Source organism: Aquaspirillum sp. LM1 (assembly GCF_002002905.1).
Taxonomy (GTDB): domain Bacteria; phylum Pseudomonadota; class Gammaproteobacteria; order Burkholderiales; family Aquaspirillaceae; genus Rivihabitans.
Genome location: NZ_CP019509.1, coordinates 1,263,749 through 1,284,436, shown reverse-complemented (window position 1 = coordinate 1,284,436; position 20,688 = coordinate 1,263,749). Strand labels below are relative to the sequence as shown.

19 protein-coding genes are annotated in these 20,688 nt (G+C 63.6%); 17 read left to right on the top strand and 2 right to left on the bottom strand.

Translation table 11 applies throughout. The annotated features are described in order from the left end of the window. Positions 1–10: 10 nt before the first annotated feature. Both BXU06_RS05585 and BXU06_RS05580 read left to right on the top strand, forming a co-directional pair. Positions 11–904 (top strand): DMT family transporter, encoded by an 894-nt coding sequence (locus tag BXU06_RS05585; protein ID WP_077297618.1) that lies wholly within the window; start codon positions 11–13, stop codon positions 902–904. 29 nt (positions 905–933) lie between these two features. After that, positions 934–1,410 carry an acyl-CoA thioesterase gene (locus BXU06_RS05580; RefSeq protein WP_374754325.1) on the top strand — a complete coding sequence of 159 codons (477 nt, stop codon included), beginning with the start codon at positions 934–936 and terminating at the stop codon, positions 1,408–1,410. Between the two features lie 95 nt (positions 1,411–1,505). Here the strand turns inward: BXU06_RS05580 and BXU06_RS05575 are convergent, their stop codons facing one another. Further along, the gene (locus BXU06_RS05575; RefSeq protein WP_077297614.1) at positions 1,506–3,548 is read right to left on the bottom strand and encodes a methyl-accepting chemotaxis protein; all 2,043 of its coding nucleotides are present in this window, start codon (positions 3,546–3,548) and stop codon (positions 1,506–1,508) included. A gap of 326 nt (positions 3,549–3,874) precedes the next feature. Between BXU06_RS05575 and BXU06_RS17285 the strand changes: the two genes are divergently transcribed. The 10 genes from BXU06_RS17285 (at position 3,875) to accD (ending at position 14,138) form a co-directional block, all read left to right on the top strand. Continuing rightward, positions 3,875–4,132, top strand: a complete 258-nt coding sequence (locus BXU06_RS17285) for a hypothetical protein (protein WP_150125113.1) — start codon at positions 3,875–3,877, stop codon at positions 4,130–4,132. Positions 4,133–4,390: 258 nt separating this feature from the next. Beyond that, the gene (locus BXU06_RS05570) at positions 4,391–4,624 is read left to right on the top strand and encodes a hypothetical protein (RefSeq protein ID WP_150125112.1); all 234 of its coding nucleotides are present in this window, start codon (positions 4,391–4,393) and stop codon (positions 4,622–4,624) included. Positions 4,625–4,826: 202 nt separating this feature from the next. Then, entirely contained in the window at positions 4,827–5,795 is a 969-nt protein-coding gene (locus BXU06_RS05565) for an Asd/ArgC dimerization domain-containing protein (RefSeq protein ID WP_171982117.1), read from the top strand. 206 nt (positions 5,796–6,001) lie between these two features. Next, positions 6,002–9,040 (top strand): FimV/HubP family polar landmark protein, encoded by a 3,039-nt coding sequence (locus BXU06_RS05560; RefSeq protein WP_216352546.1) that lies wholly within the window; start codon positions 6,002–6,004, stop codon positions 9,038–9,040. 1 nt (position 9,041) lies between these two features. Next, positions 9,042–9,728, top strand: coding sequence for a CbiQ family ECF transporter T component (locus BXU06_RS05555; protein WP_077297605.1), 687 nt, complete (start codon positions 9,042–9,044; stop codon positions 9,726–9,728). Then, positions 9,725–10,516 (top strand): tRNA pseudouridine(38-40) synthase TruA, encoded by a 792-nt coding sequence (gene truA / locus BXU06_RS05550; protein ID WP_077297603.1) that lies wholly within the window; start codon positions 9,725–9,727, stop codon positions 10,514–10,516. The genes BXU06_RS05555 and truA overlap by 4 nt, the downstream gene beginning before the upstream one ends. Further along, positions 10,516–11,142, top strand: a complete 627-nt coding sequence (locus BXU06_RS05545) for a phosphoribosylanthranilate isomerase (protein WP_077297601.1) — start codon at positions 10,516–10,518, stop codon at positions 11,140–11,142. The genes truA and BXU06_RS05545 overlap by 1 nt, the downstream gene beginning before the upstream one ends. Beyond that, entirely contained in the window at positions 11,129–12,328 is a 1,200-nt protein-coding gene (gene trpB / locus BXU06_RS05540; RefSeq protein ID WP_077297599.1) for a tryptophan synthase subunit beta, read from the top strand. Before BXU06_RS05545 ends, trpB begins: the two co-directional genes overlap by 14 nt. 65 nt (positions 12,329–12,393) lie before the next feature. Beyond that, positions 12,394–13,185 carry a tryptophan synthase subunit alpha gene (gene trpA / locus BXU06_RS05535; protein WP_077297597.1) on the top strand — a complete coding sequence of 264 codons (792 nt, stop codon included), beginning with the start codon at positions 12,394–12,396 and terminating at the stop codon, positions 13,183–13,185. Between the two features lie 86 nt (positions 13,186–13,271). Then, the gene (accD, locus tag BXU06_RS05530; protein ID WP_077297595.1) at positions 13,272–14,138 is read left to right on the top strand and encodes an acetyl-CoA carboxylase, carboxyltransferase subunit beta; all 867 of its coding nucleotides are present in this window, start codon (positions 13,272–13,274) and stop codon (positions 14,136–14,138) included. Positions 14,139–14,162: 24 nt separating this feature from the next. On the opposite strand, the gene coaBC is transcribed toward accD, so the two are convergent. Then, positions 14,163–15,347: a bifunctional phosphopantothenoylcysteine decarboxylase/phosphopantothenate--cysteine ligase CoaBC gene (gene coaBC, locus BXU06_RS05525; protein ID WP_077297593.1), complete on the bottom strand. Its 1,185-nt coding sequence runs from the start codon at positions 15,345–15,347 to the stop codon at positions 14,163–14,165. Between the two features lie 298 nt (positions 15,348–15,645). On the opposite strand from coaBC, the gene BXU06_RS05520 reads away from it, so the two are divergent. The 5 genes from BXU06_RS05520 to BXU06_RS05500 all read left to right on the top strand — a co-directional run bounded on the left by BXU06_RS05520 (position 15,646) and on the right by BXU06_RS05500 (position 20,669). After that, on the top strand, positions 15,646–17,520 hold the full coding sequence (locus tag BXU06_RS05520) for a methyl-accepting chemotaxis protein (protein WP_253189528.1): 1,875 nt from the start codon (positions 15,646–15,648) through the stop codon (positions 17,518–17,520). Between the two features lie 182 nt (positions 17,521–17,702). Continuing rightward, positions 17,703–18,626, top strand: coding sequence for a branched-chain amino acid transaminase (locus tag BXU06_RS05515; protein ID WP_077297591.1), 924 nt, complete (start codon positions 17,703–17,705; stop codon positions 18,624–18,626). A 98-nt stretch (positions 18,627–18,724) separates the two neighbouring features. After that, positions 18,725–18,928, top strand: coding sequence for a zinc-finger domain-containing protein (locus tag BXU06_RS05510; protein ID WP_077297589.1), 204 nt, complete (start codon positions 18,725–18,727; stop codon positions 18,926–18,928). A gap of 107 nt (positions 18,929–19,035) precedes the next feature. Then, positions 19,036–20,064, top strand: a complete 1,029-nt coding sequence (waaF, locus tag BXU06_RS05505) for a lipopolysaccharide heptosyltransferase II (RefSeq protein WP_077297587.1) — start codon at positions 19,036–19,038, stop codon at positions 20,062–20,064. Beyond that, positions 20,061–20,669: a TetR/AcrR family transcriptional regulator gene (locus BXU06_RS05500; protein ID WP_077297585.1), complete on the top strand. Its 609-nt coding sequence runs from the start codon at positions 20,061–20,063 to the stop codon at positions 20,667–20,669. Before waaF ends, BXU06_RS05500 begins: the two co-directional genes overlap by 4 nt. Positions 20,670–20,688: the final 19 nt, after the last annotated feature.

The window sequence follows — 20,688 nt, the reverse complement described above, 5'->3', positions numbered from 1 at the left end:
ATTGTCGTGCATGTCGTTTCGCGCTGCCTGGGCCTACCCGGCCCTGCTGCTGGCCTTGTGGCTGGTGTGGGGCTACAACTGGGTGGCCACCAAAATTGGCCTGGCCTGGATGGGGCCGCTGGAGTTTGCCCTGGGCCGTACCATGCTTGCCACCCTCACCCTGGGCATCATCCTGCTGTTCAGTGGCCGCCCGCTGGCCCCGCCACCGTGGCGGGCCACCGCCCTGCTGGGGCTGACCCAGACCGCCGGGTTTACCGGGCTGTCCAATCTGGCGCTGCTGGCCGGGGGCGCGGGCAAGGTATCGGTGCTGGTGTACACCATGCCGTTCTGGACCTTGCCGCTGGCCTGGCTATGGCTGGGCGAGCGCATGCGCGGCGCGCAGTGGCTGGCCATTGGTCTGGCGCTGCTTGGCCTGCTGGCCATTCTGGAGCCCTGGCAGTTTCACGGTGCCTGGGCGGCCGATCTGCTGGCCTTGTCTGCGGGCATCAGCTGGGCCATCAGCGCCATTGTGGCCAAGCAGCTACGCGCCCGCCAGCCGGTGGATGTGCTGGCGCTGACCTTCTGGCAAATGCTCTACGGCCTGTTGCCCTTGCTGCTGCTGACACTCTGGCTGCCCGGCCCGGCGATTGCCTGGCAACAGCCGGGGCTGTGGCTGACGCTGGGCTTTGCCGGCATTTTTGCTGGCGGGCTGGGCTGGCTGGTGTGGCTGATTTTACTGGGCCGGCTGTCTGCCGGTGCCGCCGGGCTGAATGTGCTGATCATTCCGGCCATTGCCGTGCTGGCCGCCTGGCTGCAGCTGGGCGAACGCCCGTCGCTGGCTGAATTTACCGGCATGGGCCTGATTGCCCTGGCATTGAGTATGCTTGCCGGATTGACCCTCTACCGCGCCCGGCGCGCCGCCTGAACCCTGAACTGGAGTGTTTGCCAATGTCCCTGCAAGACAATACCCGCTTTTTGTCGATGACCGTGCTGATGACCCCGGACATGGCCAATTTTTCTGGCAATGTTCACGGCGGGGCCATTCTCAAGCTGCTGGACCAGGTGGCCTACGCCTGCGCCAGCCGCTATTCCGGCCAGTATGTGGTCACCCTGTCGGTGGATCAGGTGACGTTCAAGCAGCCGATTCATGTGGGCGAGCTGGTCACCTTCCTGGCCGCCATTAATCATGTGGGCCGCACCTCGATGGAAGTGGGTATCAAGGTGGTGGCGGAAAACATCCACACCCGCGTCAGCCGGCACACCAACAGCTGTTATTTCAGCATGGTGGCGGTGGACGGACAGGGCCGCCCGGTGGAGATTCCCGGCTTTGAGCCCGCCAATGAAGAAGAACGCGCCCGCTTCGCCAAGGCCGTGCGGCGCAAGGCGCTGCGCCGGGCACTGGCGGAAGAGACGCTGCTGACCGATGTGTAAGCGCTGCGCAGGCTTTTGCCCGATGGTAAAACACCAAGGCCCGCCTGCATGGTTGCAGACGGGCCTTGGCACTGATTGGGTTGCCGTGTGGTGATTTACACCCGGAACCCCGACACCATGCTGTCCAGCTCGCGGGCCAGCTGGCCCAGTTGCTGGGTGTGTTCCCGGTTGTCGCGACAGGACTGGCTATTGGCTTCCGACATATTGGCAATGGTTTCCACCCCGTCGGCAATGCTCTGGCTGGCCCCGCTCTGCTCGCGCATGCTGCTGGCAATCCCGGCCACCGCATCCACCGCCTGCTTGCTCTGGCTTTCAATTTCGCCCAGCACCCGGCCCGCGTCTTCCACCGCCTGCACACCACTGCCGATGCGCTCGACCACTTGCTCGATCCGGCGCACCACTTCGCCGGACTCCTGCTGCACCGAGCCAATCGACTGGGAAATTTCCAGGGTGGACTGGGTGGTGCGTTCGGCCAGCTTGCGTACTTCATCGGCCACCACGGCAAAGCCCCGGCCTTGTTCACCGGCACGGGCAGCTTCAATCGCGGCGTTGAGCGCCAGCAAATTGGTCTGATCGGCCACTTCCTTGATGATCTGGATCACCTGGCTGATTTCGCTGGTGCGCTGACCCAGTGCATGCACCACCTGGGCAGCAGACATGATTTCGGCTTCCACCTGGTGCATTTCGCTGGCCACTTCGCTTACCTTGCGGCTGCCGGCCTGGGCGGCGTCGGCGGTGTGCTGGGCCAGTTGTTCGGCGCGGCTGGCGTTGTCGCTGACATGGCCAATGCTGCTGGCCATTTCTTCCACCGCGCTGGATAGCGTGCTGGCGGCATCAGCCTGATGGCCAGAACTGGTCAGCACCCGATCCGAGCCCTGGTCCAGCTGGCCTGCCACCTGGCCCAGCGCCTGCGCCGACTGGGTAATCCGCCGGATCACCCCGGCCATGTCCTGCTGCATGCGGCTCAGGCTGCCCTGCAGGCGGTCTACCTCATTGTGGCTATTGGCCGGCACATCGGCCAGATTACGCGACAGATTGCCCGCGCCCATTTCCCGCACGCTTTCCACCAGCAATTGCACCGGGGCCAGGCCACGGCGGATGGCCCAGGCAATCAGCGCCACGGTCAGCACGCCACAGAGCGCCGCCGCCAGAATCAGCCCGTTGCGCAGGCTGCGCGCTTCGGCGGTGAATTCGGCTTCCCAACTGCCCGAGCCAACAATCCAGCCAGCATGTTTCACTTCGGCTACTGCGGCAATCTTGTCGCCGCTCACCCCGGTCTTGCTGTCGGTCCATGGGTAGTGCAGCACGCCATTGCGCACATTGATCAGCGCACCTACCGTCTCGGTCAGCTGGGTGTTATTGAGGTCGCCCACCCGTTTGCCGGCCAGCGAGGGGTGGACCAGCATGATGGTATCTTCCACCGTTTTGCCCGGTTGCATCACATAGGCATAGCCGGTTTGCGCCACCTTGATGCCGCTGATGCTCTGGCGCAGCCGGGCCATGATGTCATCCACGCCCACCCGCACCGAAATGGCACCAATCAGGGTTTTTTTGCTGTCGTAAACCGGCTCGAAAATCGACATGTAGTACACGCCACTGCGGTTGACCATGCCATAAAAGGTTTCGCCCTTGAGCAGGGTTTGCGCTTCCCGGCTGTCGTTGGCCAGCGGCACGCCAATCTGGGATTTGCCGTCTTTTTTCAGGAAAGTGGCCACCCGCACAAACTTGCCATTGTGCAGCACCATCACAGCCGGATCGGCTTCCAGCATGGTTTTCACTTTTTCCAGGAAAGCCATGTTGTTGTTCAGCGCCAGATCGCCCACCTTGATGACCGGCACCCCGGCCAGCGAGCCTTCAGTGGTGATGCCTTCCTGGCTCAGGCTGAAATTTTGCGCTGGCAGCATGTTTTTGTACATGTTCAGCCGCAGCTTGGCCGACTGCTGGGCGGCCAGAAAATTGTCTTCCAGCGCAATGGCAATCGCGCTCATTTGCTGGGACAGATGCTCATGCACCTGCCTGACCGCCGTGCGGTTGGACGACCAGGATAAAAAACCGATCAGGGCGGAAAAAACAACCGCAATCACCAGCGAAGCCATGATGGCAATGGCGGTGGCCAGTGGCAAATTCTTGATGCGCAAGGTAACTCTCCTCTTGGCGGGGAGACGCTGGCGCACAGGGGCCGCGTCTTTTTTTGTGAAAACAATCAGACAAACTCCCCGGTTGTGCTTGCCTGGCAAATCAGTGATACCAAAAATCCCGGCTATGACACAAGCAGTTTTTCACAAAAAATAAATAATGATTAGCATTATCGTGCAATGCTGCAGCCGCCTGAAGGGGGTGGCCAGAAGGGCAGGGCTTCCGCATTCGGATGACATGCAGCGTACAAAGTAGGAAATCTGCACAAAATTTAAGCAGACCTATGGTGCAGACAGCCCAAAAAATGGCTTTGACTGCTCAAAACTGAATGAATACCACTCAAAATTTTCTTGACTTATTCTGGAATCTCAAAAACGGAATGATCGCCACGCTTGGCAGGTACTTTTTTGATGCTTTTCTGCCTAAAATTTGTGCAAAATGGCCTGTTTCTACAATATTCATTCCGAGTGCGGAGGCCCTGGCCAGAAGGGGGAGATGGCGCAAAATGTCCGTTGCTCGGCAGGGGCTGGCATGGCCGGTGAACCAGGTGAAGCCAGATCAGCAGATGGCTATCAAACCAAATTAAATAAAGCCATGATTTACATTGACTTTTATGGAATCCAACCCGGTTTTTGCACAATAAGCTTGCCGTCGGCCAGCCATGTTGGCTGATGACCCTTGCCGGCGGGTGCTCAAGGGAGGGCGGCCTGTCTTGCCTGCGGGTTCAGGCCAGGGCTTCCGCATTCGGATGACATGCAGCGTACAAAGTAGGAAATCTGCACAAAATTTAAGCAGACCTATGGTGCAGACAGCCCAAAAAATGGCTTTGACTGCTCAAAACTGAATGAATACCACTCAAAATTTTCTTGACTTATTCTGGAATCTCAAAAACGGAATGATCGCCACGCTTGGCAGGTACTTTTTTGATGCTTTTCTGCCTAAAATTTGTGCAAAATGGCCTGTTTCTACAATATTCATTCCGAGTGCGGAGGCCCTGGGGTTCAGGCCCTTCCTGGGTGGCGGTATTATGCAGCAAGGGAAATTTACGCTGACACCAGGCGGGTTTGGCCAAGGTTAATGGATAAATATTTTGCATTTTTTCCGGCGGTTTGCCCCACCCGGACCGGCTGTTTTGCCCAATCCGACGGTGGCACCCGCCCGCCGGGCACAGGCGCAGTGGATGCACAATCTGTCGGCCACCGCCCCGATTTTTGCCCCTGGCCTGATACAATGGTGTGCTTATAGGTTTCACGTATTTGTTTCTCACAAGGATGACATCAATGAGCGCTACCCTTGACATCGCCGTGGTCGGTGCCACCGGCACCCTGGGCCGGGCCCTGCTGGAGGTGCTGGGCGACAGCCGTTTTCCGGTGGGAAAACTCTACCCGCTGGCCAGCGAACGGGCAGCAGCCGAAGGTGACACGGTGACCTTCCGTCGTCATGACCTGAGTGTGGGAGACGCCGAAGGCTTTGATTTTGCGAAGGTTCAGCTGGTCTTGCTGGCTGTGCCGGCGGCGCTGGCCGATGGCCTGGCAGCAGATGCCACCGAAGCCGGCGCAGCAGTGCTGGACTTGTCTGCCGCCCAGCGGCATAACCCGGCGCTGGTGCTGGCCGACCTGAACGGCAACGGCCCGGCGGCTGGGCAGCGAGTGGTCTGTCCGGACGGTTTGAGCCTGGCGCTGGCCACGCTGCTGGACGGCCTGGCTCCAGCCGGCGTGGAAATGGCCGATATCACCGCACTGCTGCCGGTCTCGGCGCATGGCCGGGCGGCCATGGACGAACTGGCCGGGCAAACCACCGCCTTGTTCAACCTGAGCGAAACCACCACGCAGGTATTCGACCGGCGCATGGCGTTCAACCTGCTGCCGGCCTCGCTGGCCGAGCATCAGCGCCAGCATGCCGACATCAGCCGCCTGCTGGGCAGCCCGGCAGTGGGCATCAGCCTGAACCTGGCCACTGCCCCGCTGTTTTTTGGTGCCACCCTGGCGCTGACCTTGCGCGGCAGCGCCGTCAGCCTGGATGCGGTGCGCACGGTGTGGGCGGCCAATACGCTGATCCGGCTGGAAGACGACGCCGCGGCACTCAGCCCGGCTGACGCCGCCAGCCGGCCCGATCTCACCGTGGCCGGCTTGCAGCAGCAGGGCAGCCAACTGTGCGCCTGGGTGGCGTTTGACCCGGTGCGCTGGGCGGCGCTGCATGCGCTGCGCCTGTCGGCGCGCACGCTGGCGGCGCTGCATCAGCCAGCCTGAGGGTTTTTCTGATATATATAAGCGCCTGTCCGCCTGGCCAATGCCGGCAGACTGGTGGTAGAAACACTGAATTCGCATGGCATTTTACCTCCATGCTGGTTATCATCCGTGAGATTAGCGTTGGCCCGACTGTGGGCTGACGCGTGTCCAGCACGCCGCGTGGGCGGTGCATGGACCTGTTTCAGACACTCGTAAGGGCAGGCTTCGTGGCGATTCGATCGAAACTTACCGCCAGTGCATTGGCGCTGGCGCTTATCAGCACGACGCTCCCGGCTGCTGCCGGCGGGCTGGGGCGCATGCATGTGCAATCCGGGCTGGGCCAGCCGTTCCGGGCAGAAGTGGACATTACCGGCATTCGTACCCAGGACCTGAGCAAGCTCAAGGTCAGCCTGGCACCGCCCAGCGCCTTTGCCGAAATGCAGATGGATTACCCTGAGGTGCTCAACAGCCTGAAAGTCAGCGTCAGCCGCAAAGCGGATGGCAAGCTGGTGGCCAGGGTGCAGGGCAGCCAGCCCATCAGCGATCCTTTTCTGTTTTTGCTGCTGGAGCTGAACGACGACGGCGCGCGCATCTTCAAGGAATTCACCGCGCTGCTTGAGCCGGTGGAAGGCCCCTTGCCAGCGTTGCCGGTGAGCGCCGAGCAGGCCAAGCCTGCCGCCAACCCGGCACCAGCGGCAACGCCCGCCCCCGCTGCCCCTGCGCCAGCCACCCCGGCCACCCCGGCAGCAACCTCTCCTGCACCAGTAGCCCCTGCGGCCAGCGCCAGCAAGCCCGCCCCTGCCAGCCCGCCGCAAGACAGCAAGGCCAGCAATGAACCATTGCCCGTAGCGGGGCAGCACAAAGTCAAGCCCGGCGAAACCCTGTCGGGCGTTGCCGCCCGGCTCAAGCCCGCCGACGCGTCGCTGGAACAAATGATGGTCGGCCTGTACCGCAATAATAGCGGGGCGTTTGCCGGCAATATGGACAAGCTGCGTGCCGGCGAAACCCTGGACGTGCCCACCGCCGCCAGCGTGCGCGCCATTCCGCCCGCCCAGGCGCTGGACACCGTGCGTGCCCAGGTCAAGGACTGGCGCAACTATGTGCTGCGCTCGGCTGACGCCGCCAGCGCCAGCGCGGCGCAGCCACCCAGTCAGGGCAAAACCGCGCCAACCGACGCCAGTGCGCAAGTGGCCCCCGCCGACAGCAAGCAGGATGTGCTGAAACTGTCCAAGGTAGAGGGCAAGCCCACAGAGCCGCAGGAACGCGCGGCCCAGCTGGAAGAAGAACTGGTCACCCGGGAAAAGCAGCTGAAAGAAGCCGGCGACCGCATTGGCGTGCTGGAAAACCAGCTGGAAGAAATGCGCAGCCTGCTGGCGCTGCGCTCGCAAGCGGGTGCTCAGGCGCAGAAACAGGCCGAAGACAACGAAGCCGCTGCTGCTGGCGGTGAATCGAAAAAACCGGCTTCTGCCGCCGCCCCGGCCAGTGCCAGCAGCCTTGGCAGCAGCGACAGCATGGTGCTGGTTGGCGGGCTGAGCGCAGCGGCGATTCTGGCCGCCGGGCTGGCCTACGCCCACCGCCGCCAGGATGCGCTGAAAGCCTTTTTTGCCCGCCTGTTGGCCCGTCGTCCACGCAAGCCCAAGGAAGACGCACCGGCAGATGAGGTCTTGCCGGCCAGTGTGGCAGCTGTGGCCAGCGACGCCAGCGAGGAAGACCCGCTGCAGGTGGCCGATCGGCTGATTGAATACGGCAAACTGGCCCAGGCCGAAACCGTGCTGATGGCCGCGCTGCAAAAAACCCCAGACCGCCATGAACTGCGCCTGAAACTGCTCAAGGTGTACTACGCCACCCCGCTGGTGGACAAGTTCAATGCCCAGGCCGCCCGCCTGCTGGATGCCGTCAGCAAGACCAGCCCGTTGTGGCTGCAGGCGCTGGAAATGGGTCGCAGCCTTGACCCGAATCATCCGCTATACGCCGCACCCGTGGTCAGCACACCGGTCGATGCCGTTGATTTTGGTTTTGATGAACCCGATCTGCCACCACCCGCCCCCGCCCCGGTCGAAGTGGCAGCTGCCAAGCCCGCGCCAGCCGCGCCGGCCCCGGCTCCGGTTGAGGCAGACCCGTTTGGCATGGACGGCGACGACTTCCTGCTGCCTGACGATGCCGTGATGCAGGGTGGCGGCAGCTTTACCCCGGATGCTTCCGACATTGAGCAGGAAGAAAAACCGCTGCTCAATTACGATTTCCAGCTGGAAAACAAGGGCAAGCAAGCCGAAGAAGTCAAGGCCCCGCCGCCGCCGCCACCGCCAGCCTCGCAAGACTTCTCGATGGATGAGCTGTTTGACTTTGGCGATGTGGGTACCGCGCCAGCCGCTGCTGCGCCAGCGGCAGCCGAAGCGGCACCGAAACCCGTGGCACCCGCCACCCCGGCAGCGATTGCCGACCCGGTGGCCGACACGCTCAGCCAGAACGATCTGGACGACCTGTTTGCCCAGCCCACCCCGGCCAGCGCCCCGGCCCCCGAGCCGGCACCCGTCGAGGAAGCGGAAGAAGAACTCGACATCGACGCGCTGATTGCCGCCGAGCAGGCCAAGCAGGAAGCCGAAGCCAAGGCCGAAAAAGCCGCCCGAGCGGCGGCGGCCGCAGAAGCGGCCAAGCGCTTGCATGAAGACATGGCGCTGGATTTTGATGGCATTCTGGAAGACACCGTGCCACAAGTCCCGGCGCTGGATCTGGCCGCGCTGGCGGCTGCGCTGGAAGATGCGCCGTCGATGGACGACCTGCCGCCACCGGACGACACCGTGCTGGAAGCCGCCGACATGCCGCTGGAAATGCCGGACGATGGCGCACTGGCTGCCGAACTGGCCGAGCCGATCGACGAGAACGCCGCCGACGACAATCCGCTCAAGGACGAAATGAGCGAACCGGCCCCGCCGCCGGCCATGCCACTGTCGGCACCAGACCTGGCGTTTGACTTTGATGCGGTGTTCCAGGACGCCATTCCGGCCATGACGCCATCGTTTGACCGGGGGGCGCTGGCCGCTGCACTGGCGGATGCGCCGTCGATGGACGAGCTGCCCGACGAAGAGCTGCCGCATGACGATGGCCCGATTGTCACCCCGGAACAGGTAGACACCAAGCTGGATCTGGCCAAGGTGTACATCGACATGGGCGACCAGGATGGCGCACGGGAAATTCTGGCTGAAGTGCTGTCGGAAGGCACTGACGCCCAGCGTGACACCGCCATGAGCCTGCTGGAAAAACTCTGAATTGCCCGAGGACAAGGTGAAGCTGACCGCCTCCCGCCCCGACCCGCTGACCGGGTCGGGGTTTTTTCATCCGCTGGTGCCGCTGGCCGGCTGGCTGGCGCTGGCGCTGATGCTGCCGCTGTGGTCAGGGCCATGCCAGTTGCTGGCCGCTGGCCTGATGGCCCTATTGGCCGGCTGGCGACAGCCGGCGGTGCCGTGGCAGGCTTTGCGCCGGGTGCGCTGGCTGTTGATCACCCTGGTGGCGGCCATGGGCTGGAGCGTGCCCGGCCAGGCGCTGTGGAGCGCTGACTGGGCACCCACCCGCGAAGGAGTGATGGAAGGGCTGGCGCATGCGCTGCGCCTGCTTACCTTGCTGTGGTGCATGAAATGGCTGTTTGCCCGCCAGTCGCGCCAGGACTGGCTGCTGGGGCTGCGCAGCCTGTGCTGGCCGCTGGTGGGGCTGGGGCTGGACGTCAACCGCGCTGCGTTGCGGCTGTGGCTGACCCTGGCCGAAACCGAGCGGCTGACCGGCGGCGCATCGCCGCACTGGCGCGATGTCTGGCAGCTGTTATCCGCCCCGCCTGCTGCCACACAGGACGGCGAGCAGGTGTTGACGTTACAATTGCGTGTTTTGACTGGGTGGGACACCTTGGCCCTGATCGCCCTGCTGCTGGCGGTGGGGCTGTCCGGGTGGTTATATAGCGGATGAGAATTGCATTAGGGGTGGAATACGACGGGCGTGGATTTGCCGGCTGGCAAACCCAGCCCAAGGGCAATACCGTGCAGGACGCGCTGGAGCGCGCCATTGCCGCGATTGTTGGCGTGCCGGTGCGCTGCCATGCGGCCGGGCGCACCGACGCCGGGGTGCATGCCAGCGGCCAGGTGGTACACCTGGACTGCGACGTGGCGCGCCCGCCCGGTGCCTGGGTGCGCGGGGTGAACAGCCATTTGCCATCAGGCGTGGCGGTGTGCTGGGCCAAACCGGTGCCCGAGCAGTTTCACGCCCGCTTCTCGGCCTATGCCCGCTGCTACCGCTATGTGTTGCTCAACCGCCCGGTACGCCCGGCGATTGCCGCCGGCCAGGTGGGCTGGTTTCATGTGCCGCTGGAGGTCGCGCGAATGCGCGAGGCCGCCAGGTATTTGTTGGGCCAGCATGATTTTTCCAGCTTCCGCGCCGCCGAATGCCAGGCCAAGACCCCGGTGAAAACCCTCACCCGGCTGGACATCGACGCCGACGGCGACACCCTGACCTTCAGCCTGGAAGCCGATGCCTTCCTGCACCATATGGTGCGCAATCTGGTGGGCGCGCTGCTGGTGGTGGGCAAGGGCAAGCAGCCGCCGGCCTGGATGGCCGAGCTGCTGGCCGCGCGCAACCGCCGCATCGCCCCCCCTACCTTCATGCCCGACGGGCTCTACCTGACCGGGGTGCGCTATCCGGCTGAATTTGGCCTGCCCAGCCCTGCCGGCCTGTATGGCCCGCGTCGAGAGGATCTGTAATGTCTGCCGTTCGCATCAAGGTTTGCGGCATCACCCGCCCCGAAGATGGCCAACTGGCCGCTGCGCTGGGCGCGGACGCCATTGGACTGGTGTTCTACCCGAAAAGCCCGCGCCATGTCAGCCTGGAGCAGGCGCAGGCGATTGTGGCCGCGCTGCCACCGTTTGTCAGCGTGGTGGCGCTGTTTGTCGATCCTGAACCAGACGCAGTGCACGCCGTGCTCAACGCCGTGCCCATCGACCTGCTGCAGTTTCATGGCGACGAATCACCGGCCTTTTGCCGCCAGTTTGCCCGCCCGTACCTGAAAGCCGTGCGCGTTCAGCCCGGCCTGGATTTGCTACAATACGCGCTTGCCCACACCGGGGCGCGTGGTTTACTCACCGATGCCTTTGTGCCGGGGGTGCCCGGTGGCACCGGGGCCACCTTCGACTGGGCGCTGCTGCCGGACACCCTGCCGCTGCCGCTGATTCTGTCGGGGGGCCTGGAGCCGGACAATATTGCCCAGGCCATTCGCGCCACCCGCCCGGCCGCCGTGGATGTCTCCAGCGGCGTGGAAGCCAGCAAAGGCATCAAGGACGCTGCCCGCATGGCGGCATTTATTGCAGGAGTTCAGAATGCATCCGTATGACCTTCCCGACGCACAAGGCCACTTTGGGCGCTACGGCGGCACTTATGTGGCCGAAACCCTGATGGCTGCGCTGGACGAACTGAAGCGCGAATACGCCCGCTATAAAGACGACCCAGACTTTCTGGCCGAATACCAGAACGAACTCAAGCACTACGTTGGCCGCCCCAGCCCGATCTACCACGCCCGCCGGCTCAGCGAAGCCTGCGGCGGCGCACAGATCTACCTCAAGCGCGAAGACCTCAACCACACCGGGGCGCACAAGATCAACAACGCCATTGGCCAGGCGCTGCTGGCCAAGCGCATGGGCAAGAAGCGGGTGATCGCCGAAACCGGTGCTGGCCAGCACGGCGTGGCCACCGCCACCGTGGCCGCCCGCTACGGCATGGAATGCGTGGTGTACATGGGTGCCGAGGACGTCAAGCGTCAGGCCCCCAATGTGTTCCGCATGAAACTGCTGGGTGCCAGCGTGGTGCCGGTGGAATCCGGCTCGAAAACCCTGAAAGACGCGCTCAACGAAGCCATGCGCGACTGGGTGACCAACGTTGACAGCACCTTCTACATCCTGGGCACCGCCGCCGGCCCGCACCCCTACCCGATGATGGTGCGCGACTTTGTGTCGGTGATTGGCGAAGAATCCAAGGTGCAAATGCCGGAAATGATTGGCCGCCAGCCGGATGCCGTGGTGGCCTGCGTGGGCGGCGGCTCCAACGCCATCGGAATTTTTTATCCGTACATCCCGGTGGAAGGCGTGCGCCTGATTGGCGTGGAAGCCGGCGGCGATGGCCTGGACACTGGCCGTCACGCTGCACCGCTGTCAGCTGGCCGCCCTGGCGTACTGCACGGCACCCGCAGCTATCTGATGCAGGACGCCAATGGCCAGATCATCGAAACCCATTCGGTATCCGCCGGGCTGGACTACCCTGGCGTGGGGCCGGAGCACAGCCATCTGAAAGACAGTGGCCGTGCCGAATACGTGGCAGTGACCGACAGCGAAGCGCTGGTGGCCTTCCACGACCTGTGCCGCTACGAAGGCATTATTCCGGCGCTGGAGTCCAGCCATGCGCTGGCCTACGCCGCCAAGCTGGCCCCCACCCTGAGCCAGGATCAGGTGATTCTGGTCAATCTGTCGGGCCGGGGCGACAAGGACATCAACACCGTGGCCGGCCTGGTGGGCATGACGCTGTAAGCTGCCAGCCTCCGTACCGTATTGACCCCGGCGTGCTGACCGCGCCGGGCAGAAATGGATACTGCATGAACCGTATTGACCGCTGTTTTGCCGAACTGGCAGGCCGCAAGGCCCTGATTCCGTTTATCACTGCAGGCGACCCCAACCCTGGCCTGACCGTAGCGCTGATGGACGCGCTGGTGGCCGGGGGGGCCGACATCCTTGAACTGGGCGTGCCGTTTTCTGACCCGATGGCCGACGGCCCGGTAATTCAGCGCGCCAGCGAACGGGCGCTGGTCCACGGCGTGGGCCTGCGCGACGTGCTGGCACTGGTGGCCGAGTTCCGTCAGCACAACACCACCACCCCAGTGGTGCTGATGGGTTATCTGAACCCGGTGGAAGCCATGGGCTACGGCGAATTTGCCCAGGCCGCCCGCGCCGCCGGGGTGGATGGCCTGCTGACGGTGGACTGCCCGCCCGAAGAAGCCGAAGCGCTGTCGCTGGCGCTGCACGCCGAACAGCTGGCACCGATTTACCTGATTGCGCCCACCACACCGGCGGCGCGTCTGGCCGATATTGCCCGCCATGCGCGCGGCTATGTCTATTATGTGTCGCTCAAGGGCGTGACTGGCGCAGCCAATCTGGACGTCAGCGAAGTGGCCCGCCGGGTGGCGGCCATTCGCGAGCATATCCAGCTGCCCATTGGCGTGGGTTTTGGCATTCGCGACGGCCAGACGGCCCGCCAGGTGGCCGATGTGTCCGACGCCGTGGTGATTGGCAGCCGGCTGGTGCAGGCGGTGGAAAACGCACCGCTGGACCAGGCCGCCGCCACCCTGCAAGCCCTGCTGGCGGATATTCGCGCCGCGCTGGACGCCTGACCCGACGGCGCGGGCCACCGCCCGCGCCTGCCTGACCCAACCCCCGTCTGACGTCGGCCCGAATGACGTCAGGCCCTGGAGATATCATGAGCTGGTTGAACAAGCTCCTTCCCCCGAAGATCAACAAAGACAGCAAAAGCAACAAGTCCGCCGTGCCGGAAGGGCTGTGGAGCAAGTGCGCCGCCTGCGAAGCGGTGCTGTACCACACCGATCTGGAAAACAATCTGCATGTCTGCCCGAAATGCAGCCACCACAATGCCGTTGGCGCGCGCGCGCGGCTGGACATGCTGCTGGATGGCGAAGGCCGCTTTGAAATTGGCAGTGACGTCACCCCGGTGGACATTCTCAAGTTCAAGGACAGCAAGAAATACCCGGAACGGCTGACCGCCGCCCAGGCCAGCACCGGCGAAGACGATGCGCTGGTGGTGATGCAGGGCAGCATTCACAATGTGCCGGTGGTCGCGGCGGCGTTTGAGTTCCGCTTTATTGGCGGCTCGATGGGGTCGGTGGTGGGCGAGCGCTTTGTGCGCGGCGTGCGGGCGGCGGTTGAACAGCGCGCGCCATTCATCTGCATTTCTGCTTCCGGCGGCGCGCGCATGCAGGAAGGCCTGAACTCGCTGATGCAGATGGCCAAGACCAGCGCCGCCCTGCAGCTGCTGACCGACCACAAGCTGCCGTTCATCTCGCTGCTGACCGACCCGACCATGGGCGGCGTTTCCGCCAGCTTTGCCTTTCTGGGCGATGTGGTGATTGCCGAACCGGGCGCGCTGATTGGCTTTGCCGGCCCACGGGTGATTGAGCAAACCGTGCGTGAAACCCTGCCGGAAGGTTTTCAGCGGGCGGAATTCCTGCTGGAAAAAGGTGCCATCGACATGATCGTCGATCGGCGCGAACTGCGTCAGCGCCTGGCGGATCTGCTGACTCTGCTGACCCGGCAGCCAGCGGTGGCATAACGCCGGCTGGCTGCTAACCCGTTTTCAGCGTTCTGGCAACAGCCTGGCCAGATAGCTGACAATGGCGCGGGCTGTGGCCAGCTTGTCCATGCGCGGCAGCGGGTGTTCGCCTGCCGCGTCAAGCAGGACAATTTCATTGTCGTCAGCGCCCATGGCATGCTGGGCCAGATTGGCCACCAGCAGCGGCACTTTCTTGCGCTGGCGCTTGGCCTGGGCGTGGGCAATCAGGTTGTGGCTTTCGGCGGCAAAGCCCACGCAGAATGGCGCGTCGGGCAGGGCCGCCACGCTGGCCAGAATGTCCGGGTTTTCGGTCAGTTGCAGCACGGGTGTATCGCCCGGGGTTTTTTTCATCTTTTCCTGACTGAAATTGGCCACCCGGTAGTCGGCAACGGCGGCCACGGCAATGAATACGTCGTGGTGCGGCACCGCCGCCATCACCGCTGCATGCATGGCCAGTGCGCTGCCGGCGGCCACATAACTCACCTCGGGCGGGCACGCCAGCGCGGTGGGGCCGGAAATCAGCGTCACCTGGGCACCCGCGTCACGGCAGGCGCGCGCCAGCGCGTAGCCCATCTTGCCGCTGGACAGGTTGGTAATGCCGCGCACCGGGTCAATCGGCTCGAAGGTAGGGCCAGCCGTCAGCAGCACCCGCCGACCCGCCAGGCTTTTGCGCTGGGTCAGCCCGATCAGCAGGTCAGCCAGTTGCTCTGGCTCCAGCATGCGCCCATCGCCCACTTCACCGCAGGCCTGTTCGCCCGTTCCCGGTCCGAACACCGCCACGCCATCGCCACGCAACTGGGCGATATTGCGCTGATTGGGCGGGTTGTCCCACATCTGCTTGTTCATTGCCGGTGCCACCGCCAGCGGACAGGTGCGCGCCGCCGCCAGGGTGGTGATCAGGTCGTTGCACTGGCCGTGCGCCAGCCGGGCCAGCACATCCGCAGTAGCCGGGGCAATCAAAAAGCCATCGGCGCGCCGGGTCAGCTCAATATGCGCCATATTGTTGTCTGGCCGGCTGTCCCACAGGTCGGTGTACACCGGCCGGCCAGACAGCGCCTGAAACGTCACCGGGCTGACAAAACGGGTGGCCGATTCACTCATCGCCACTTCCACACTGTGTCCGGCCTTGATCAGCAGGCGCACCAGTTCGGCAGATTTATACGCGGCCACCCCGCCAGTGACTCCAAGCAGAAAATGCTGTGCTGTCATCGTCTCATCTTTTAATTAAGTCAAAATACCAGGTTGATGTCTGGCCATTGGCTGCGCCCGCGTGCGCCGGCGCAGCCTGTGCTGGCGTGTATTGTGCCATGCGCTCTGGCTGCGCACACCTGCCCTGGCAAGACGGGATGGCATCCACGCGCCGTGTTTTGTGCCGGCAAATTAGTTAAGAGTTTGCTATATCCATATACAGTAATTTTACCTAGCCTATCCTGCGCCCTGGCCTTACCCTGACCAGGGCCTGCTGACCTGAGCCTCACCCAGGTACACGATAAGAAAGCATCTCATCATGATGAATTCACTGCGTCATCGCCTGCTGGCGTTTGTTCTGCTGGTGGTCACCGGCCTGGCGGCGGTGTTGACCACGGTGGCTTATGTACACACCTACGCTGCCGCCGAAGAAGGGGTGCGCCACAGCATCAGCCAGGCCACCGCCAGCAAGGTAGCGTTTGTCAGCGAATGGGTCAGCACCCGCCAGCTGATTATTGGTGCGGCACTGCCGCGTGTGGGCCACGGCGAGCTGAAGGGCATTCTCGACCAGACCCATGACGCCGGCCACTTTGACGACACCTATTTTGGCCAGCCAGACAAAACCATGACCCAATTTACCCAGGCGGTGCTGGTGCCGGCAGGCTACGACCCGACTGTGCGGCCCTGGTATGTGGCCGCCGCAGCCAGCGAAGGTCCGATTGCCTCGCCGCCGTATATCGACGCCTCGACCAAGCAGCCAATCATCACCTTTGCCCAGGCCCTGCGCCGCAATGGTCAGTTGGTCGGCGTGATTGGCGGTGATGTGACCCTCAAGCGGGTGGTGGAAGAAGTGGTGGCCACTCAGTTGCCCGGCAATGGCTATGCGTTTCTGATGACCCAGGACGGCGCAATCATTGCCCACCCGACGGCAGATTCTGCACTGAAAAAAATTGGCGACGTGGTGCCCGGCTTGAGCCCGGACGCGGTGCCCAAAGACGGCGCGATTCATACGCTGGATCTGGCCGGAACCACCATGCTGGCGGTGCTGCAGCCGGTGGGCAAAACCGGCTGGCTGATGGGTGTGCTGGTGCCACAGGCTGCCGCCATGGAACCGGTCAAGCAGATGCTGTACACCATGCTGGCCACGCTGGCCGGCTGTATGCTGGTGGCTTCGGTAGCCGCCTGGATGGGCATTGCCCGGATGATGCGCGGCCTGGCGGTAATGCGCGACGCCATGCGCAGCGTGGCCAGCGGCTCGGGCGACCTGACCTTGCGCCTGCCGGTGAAAGGCCAGGATGAGCTGGCGGAAATTGCCCAGGCGTTCAACCAGTTTGTCGCCGCGCTGCAGCAGATGTTCACCAGCGTGCGCCAGCATGCCGAATCGCTGGCCGACACGGCCAAACGGCTGGACCAGAGCGCCGGCCAGATTGCCGACGATTCGCGCATTCAGTCCAGCGAGCTGGCCAACACCGCCGCCACCATTGAGCAGGTGACGGTGAGCATCAACCAGATTGCCGAGCATGTCGGCGAAACCGAAGCGCTGGTAGCGCAGTCGCGCCAGGGCTCGGTCAGTTCGCAGGATGGCATGCAGGCGGTGGCGCAAGAAATGCAGGCGGTGGTCGGTGCCATCAGCGCGCTGCAAACGGTGATGACCGGCTTGTCGAGCAAGTCCGAAGCGATTCGCGGCATTGTGAACACCATTCACGACATTGCCGACCAGACCAATCTGCTGGCGCTGAATGCGGCGATTGAGGCCGCGCGTGCCGGCGAGCAGGGACGCGGCTTTGCCGTGGTGGCCGATGAGGTGCGCAAGCTGGCCGAGCGCACGTCGGCAGCCACCGTGCAGATTGCCAATATCATGGATCAGGTGATTGACCAGACCGGCGACGCTGTCGAGCATGTCGGTGCCACCCAGCAACGGGTCAGCCACAGCATGGCACACACCGAAGACGCCGCCCTGCGGGTGGCCGCCGTGCGCGAACGCGCTGACGACATTGCCCAGCGCATGGCGCATATCAAGCTGGCCACCGCCGAACAGGGCAGCGCCACCCACGATATGGCGCGCAGCGCCGAGCGGGTGAATGTGAAAACCCAGCAAACCGACGCAAACCTGCAGGATGTGCTGCACACCATCCATGGCCTGGCCCAGTGTGGCGAAGCGCTGAAAACCCTGGTGGCGCGCTTCCGGCTGTAATGCCGCGCTGGCCACCTTGATCGCCCCTGCCGGCAAAACCGGCAGGGGCGATTGTTCTGGGCGGGCCATGCGCCGGGCTGCACCGATCTGGCAATTTTGTCGTGCGCCAACGCGCCACACGCCCGTGTGTGGCGGTATAATCGCCGATTATTTTGCACACTAGCGAGTGAACGGAGTTTCTCATGTCGATGGCTGATCGCGACGGTTTTATCTGGTTTGATGGCAAGCTCGTGCCCTGGCGCGAGGCAAACACCCATGTGCTGACCCATACCCTGCACTACGGGATGGGCGTGTTCGAGGGGGTGCGCGCTTACGAAACCGCACAAGGCCCGGCGATTTTCCGTCTGCAGGATCACACCGACCGTCTGTTCCGTTCCGCCCACATCCTGGGCATGAGCCTGCCGTTCAGCAAGGAACAGATCAACGCTGCCCACCTGGACGTGGTCAAGGCCAACGGCCTGAAGTCGTGCTACTTCCGCCCGATGGCGTTTTATGGCTCGGGCAAGCTGGGCGTGGCACCGAAAAAAGACGACGTGCAAGTGATTGTCGCCGCCTGGCCGTGGGGTGCTTATCTGGGTGAAGATGGTCTGGAAAAGGGCATCCGGGTGAAAACCAGCTCGTTTACCCGCCACCACGTGAACATCACCATGTGCAAGGCCAAGGCCAACGGCAATTACATGAACTCCATCCTGGCCAACAACGAAGCCACTGCCGACGGCTACGACGAAGCCTTGCTGCTGGACGTGGAAGGCTACGTGGCCGAAGGCTCGGGCGAGAACATCTTCATCATCCGCAAGGGCAAGCTGTACACCCCGGACCTGACCAGCGCGCTGGAAGGCATCACCCGCGACACCGTGGTGACCATTGCCCAGGAAATGGGCCTGCAACTGGTGGAAAAACGCATCACCCGCGACGAAGTGTACAGCGCCGACGAAGCCTTCTTTACCGGCACCGCCGCTGAAATCACCCCGATTCGCGAACTCGACCGCCGCCAGATTGGCGAAGGCAAACGCGGCCCGATCACCACCGAAATCCAGCGTCGCTACTTTGCCTGCGTCAAGGGTGAAGACAGCACGCACGCAGATTGGCTGACCCTGGTGGTCTGACCCTGTCGTTGATTTCGCGTGGCAGCGTCATCTGACCGTATCCGCTGACCGGATGTGCCGGTTGGCGGTTTTTTCCCCCTATACTACCGAGCACGACCATGAGCGAACTGAAAGAAAACCGCGCCCGCTTCATTGAAGTGAACGCCGATAATCTGCCCCTGCATTGCCCGATGCCTGATATGGTGTCCTGGAACCAGCACCCGCGCGTGTTCCTGCCCATTGTGGAAAACGGCGGCGAAGCGTTGTGCCCCTACTGTGGCACCCGTTACAAGCTGGTGGGCGAGGTCAAGCATCACCATTGAGCCGTGGCCGGCTGCCACAGCACGAGAAGGTGTGGCCTGGCCGCACCTTTTTCATTTTTTGACCGGCGCTGCCCCTGGGCGCAGGCCGGGCTGTCGACAGTGAGTGCATGCAACAGATTCTAGTCATCGCCCCATCCTGGGTGGGCGACGCCGTGATGGCCGAGCCGCTGTACCGCCGGCTGGCCGAGCGCCACCCTGGCGTGGCCATTGATCTCTTTGCCCCGGCGTGGACCCTGCCACTGGCGGCGCGGATGGCCTCTGTGCGGCAAGGCGTGGTCAACCCGTTTGGCCATGGCGCGCTGCGCCTGGCCGAACGCTGGCGGCTGGGCCGTCAACTGGCGGCACAGGGCTACGATCAGGCCGTGGTGCTGCCCAATTCGCTCAAATCGGCCTTGCTGCCGTGGTTTGCCGGCATTCCGCTGCGCACCGGCTTTGTGGGCGAATGGCGGCGCGGCGTGCTCAACAACGCCCGCGCGCTGGACAAAACCGCGCTGCCCACCATGGTGGAGCGCTTCTGTGCGCTGGCCGAAGCGCCGGGCGTTTTGCCCGCCAAGCCGATTGCCCACCCGCAACTGCAGGTGGCCGCAGACAGCCGGACACAGGCGCTGGCGCAAGTGGGCCTGGATGCGGCGCGCCCGGTGCTGGCGCTGTGCCCGGGGGCCGAATACGGCGCGGCCAAGCGCTGGCCAACCGCGCATTTTGCCCGGCTGGCACAGGATTTTCTGGCGCGTGGCTGGCAGGTGTGGGTGTTTGGTTCGGCCAAGGATCAGGCCATGGGCCAGGAAATTGCCCAACTGGCGGGTCAGCCCACTGGGCTGGTCAACCTGTGTGGCCGCACCGGGCTGGATCAGGCCATTGATCTGATGTCGCTGGCGCAACTGGCCGTGTGCAATGACTCCGGTCTGATGCATATTGCCGCTGCGCTGAATGTGCCACTGGTGGCGCTGTATGGCTCGTCCAGCCCCGGCTTTACCCCGCCGCTGACCAACCGGGCCGAAATTGTCAGCCTGAAGCTGGACTGCAGCCCGTGTTTCAAACGCGAATGCCCGCTGGGGCATACGCACTGTCTGACGCAGCTCGCCCCGGAACGGGTGTGGTCTGCGGCCCAACGACTTCTTCCTGATATGTTGCCATGACGCGTAAAGCCGCACCTCCCCCTCCCGAAGACAACAGCCGGCGCGCCGAACTGGTGCGCACGGCTGCGCGCCTGTTTCGCGATCAAGGTTACGAACGCACCACCGTGCGCGACCTGGGCAATGCCGTCGGCCTGCAATCGGGCAGCCTGTTCTATCACTTTCGCACCAAGGAAGAAATTCTGGTGGCGGTGATGGCGCTGGGCATTACCAGCACCACCGAAAAACTGGCCGCCGCGCTGGATGTGGCGGCTACCGCCCACGACAAGGTGTCGGCGCTGATTCATGTCCATCTGAATTCCCTGCTGGGAGAAAACCAGGCGGCGCTGGAAGTGATGCTGTATGAATGGCGCAGCGTGTCGGAAGCGCAGCGGCCAGGGCTGATCATTCTGCGTGACCGCTACGAAGCGCTGTGGCAAACCGCGCTGGACGAAGCCGCTGCCGCTGGCGTGGTCGGTCAGGACACCCGTTTGCTGCGGCGCATGCTGCTGGGCAGCCTGCACTGGTCGGTGCAGTGGTTCAAGCGCGATGGCGAGGATTCGGTGGATGCGCTGGCCGAGCGCATGCTCAAGCTGGTGCTTGGCCCGGCCCGACCCGCCGCCGACTGAACGGGCTGCCTTGGCCCAC

Coding starts and splice junctions, on each gene's coding strand:
- BXU06_RS05585 (WP_077297618.1), top strand. CDS start 11: ATGTCGTTTCGCGCTGCCTGGGCCTACCCGGCCCTGCTGCTGGCCTTG.
- BXU06_RS17285 (WP_150125113.1), top strand. CDS start 3,875: ATGAATACCACTCAAAATTTTCTTGACTTATTCTGGAATCTCAAAAAC.
- BXU06_RS05570 (WP_150125112.1), top strand. CDS start 4,391: ATGAATACCACTCAAAATTTTCTTGACTTATTCTGGAATCTCAAAAAC.
- BXU06_RS05565 (WP_171982117.1), top strand. CDS start 4,827: ATGAGCGCTACCCTTGACATCGCCGTGGTCGGTGCCACCGGCACCCTG.
- truA (WP_077297603.1), top strand. CDS start 9,725: ATGAGAATTGCATTAGGGGTGGAATACGACGGGCGTGGATTTGCCGGC.
- BXU06_RS05545 (WP_077297601.1), top strand. CDS start 10,516: ATGTCTGCCGTTCGCATCAAGGTTTGCGGCATCACCCGCCCCGAAGAT.
- trpB (WP_077297599.1), top strand. CDS start 11,129: ATGCATCCGTATGACCTTCCCGACGCACAAGGCCACTTTGGGCGCTAC.
- trpA (WP_077297597.1), top strand. CDS start 12,394: ATGAACCGTATTGACCGCTGTTTTGCCGAACTGGCAGGCCGCAAGGCC.
- accD (WP_077297595.1), top strand. CDS start 13,272: ATGAGCTGGTTGAACAAGCTCCTTCCCCCGAAGATCAACAAAGACAGC.
- coaBC (WP_077297593.1), bottom strand. CDS start 15,347: ATGACAGCACAGCATTTTCTGCTTGGAGTCACTGGCGGGGTGGCCGCG.
- BXU06_RS05520 (WP_253189528.1), top strand. CDS start 15,646: ATGATGAATTCACTGCGTCATCGCCTGCTGGCGTTTGTTCTGCTGGTG.
- BXU06_RS05515 (WP_077297591.1), top strand. CDS start 17,703: ATGTCGATGGCTGATCGCGACGGTTTTATCTGGTTTGATGGCAAGCTC.
- BXU06_RS05510 (WP_077297589.1), top strand. CDS start 18,725: ATGAGCGAACTGAAAGAAAACCGCGCCCGCTTCATTGAAGTGAACGCC.
- waaF (WP_077297587.1), top strand. CDS start 19,036: ATGCAACAGATTCTAGTCATCGCCCCATCCTGGGTGGGCGACGCCGTG.
- BXU06_RS05500 (WP_077297585.1), top strand. CDS start 20,061: ATGACGCGTAAAGCCGCACCTCCCCCTCCCGAAGACAACAGCCGGCGC.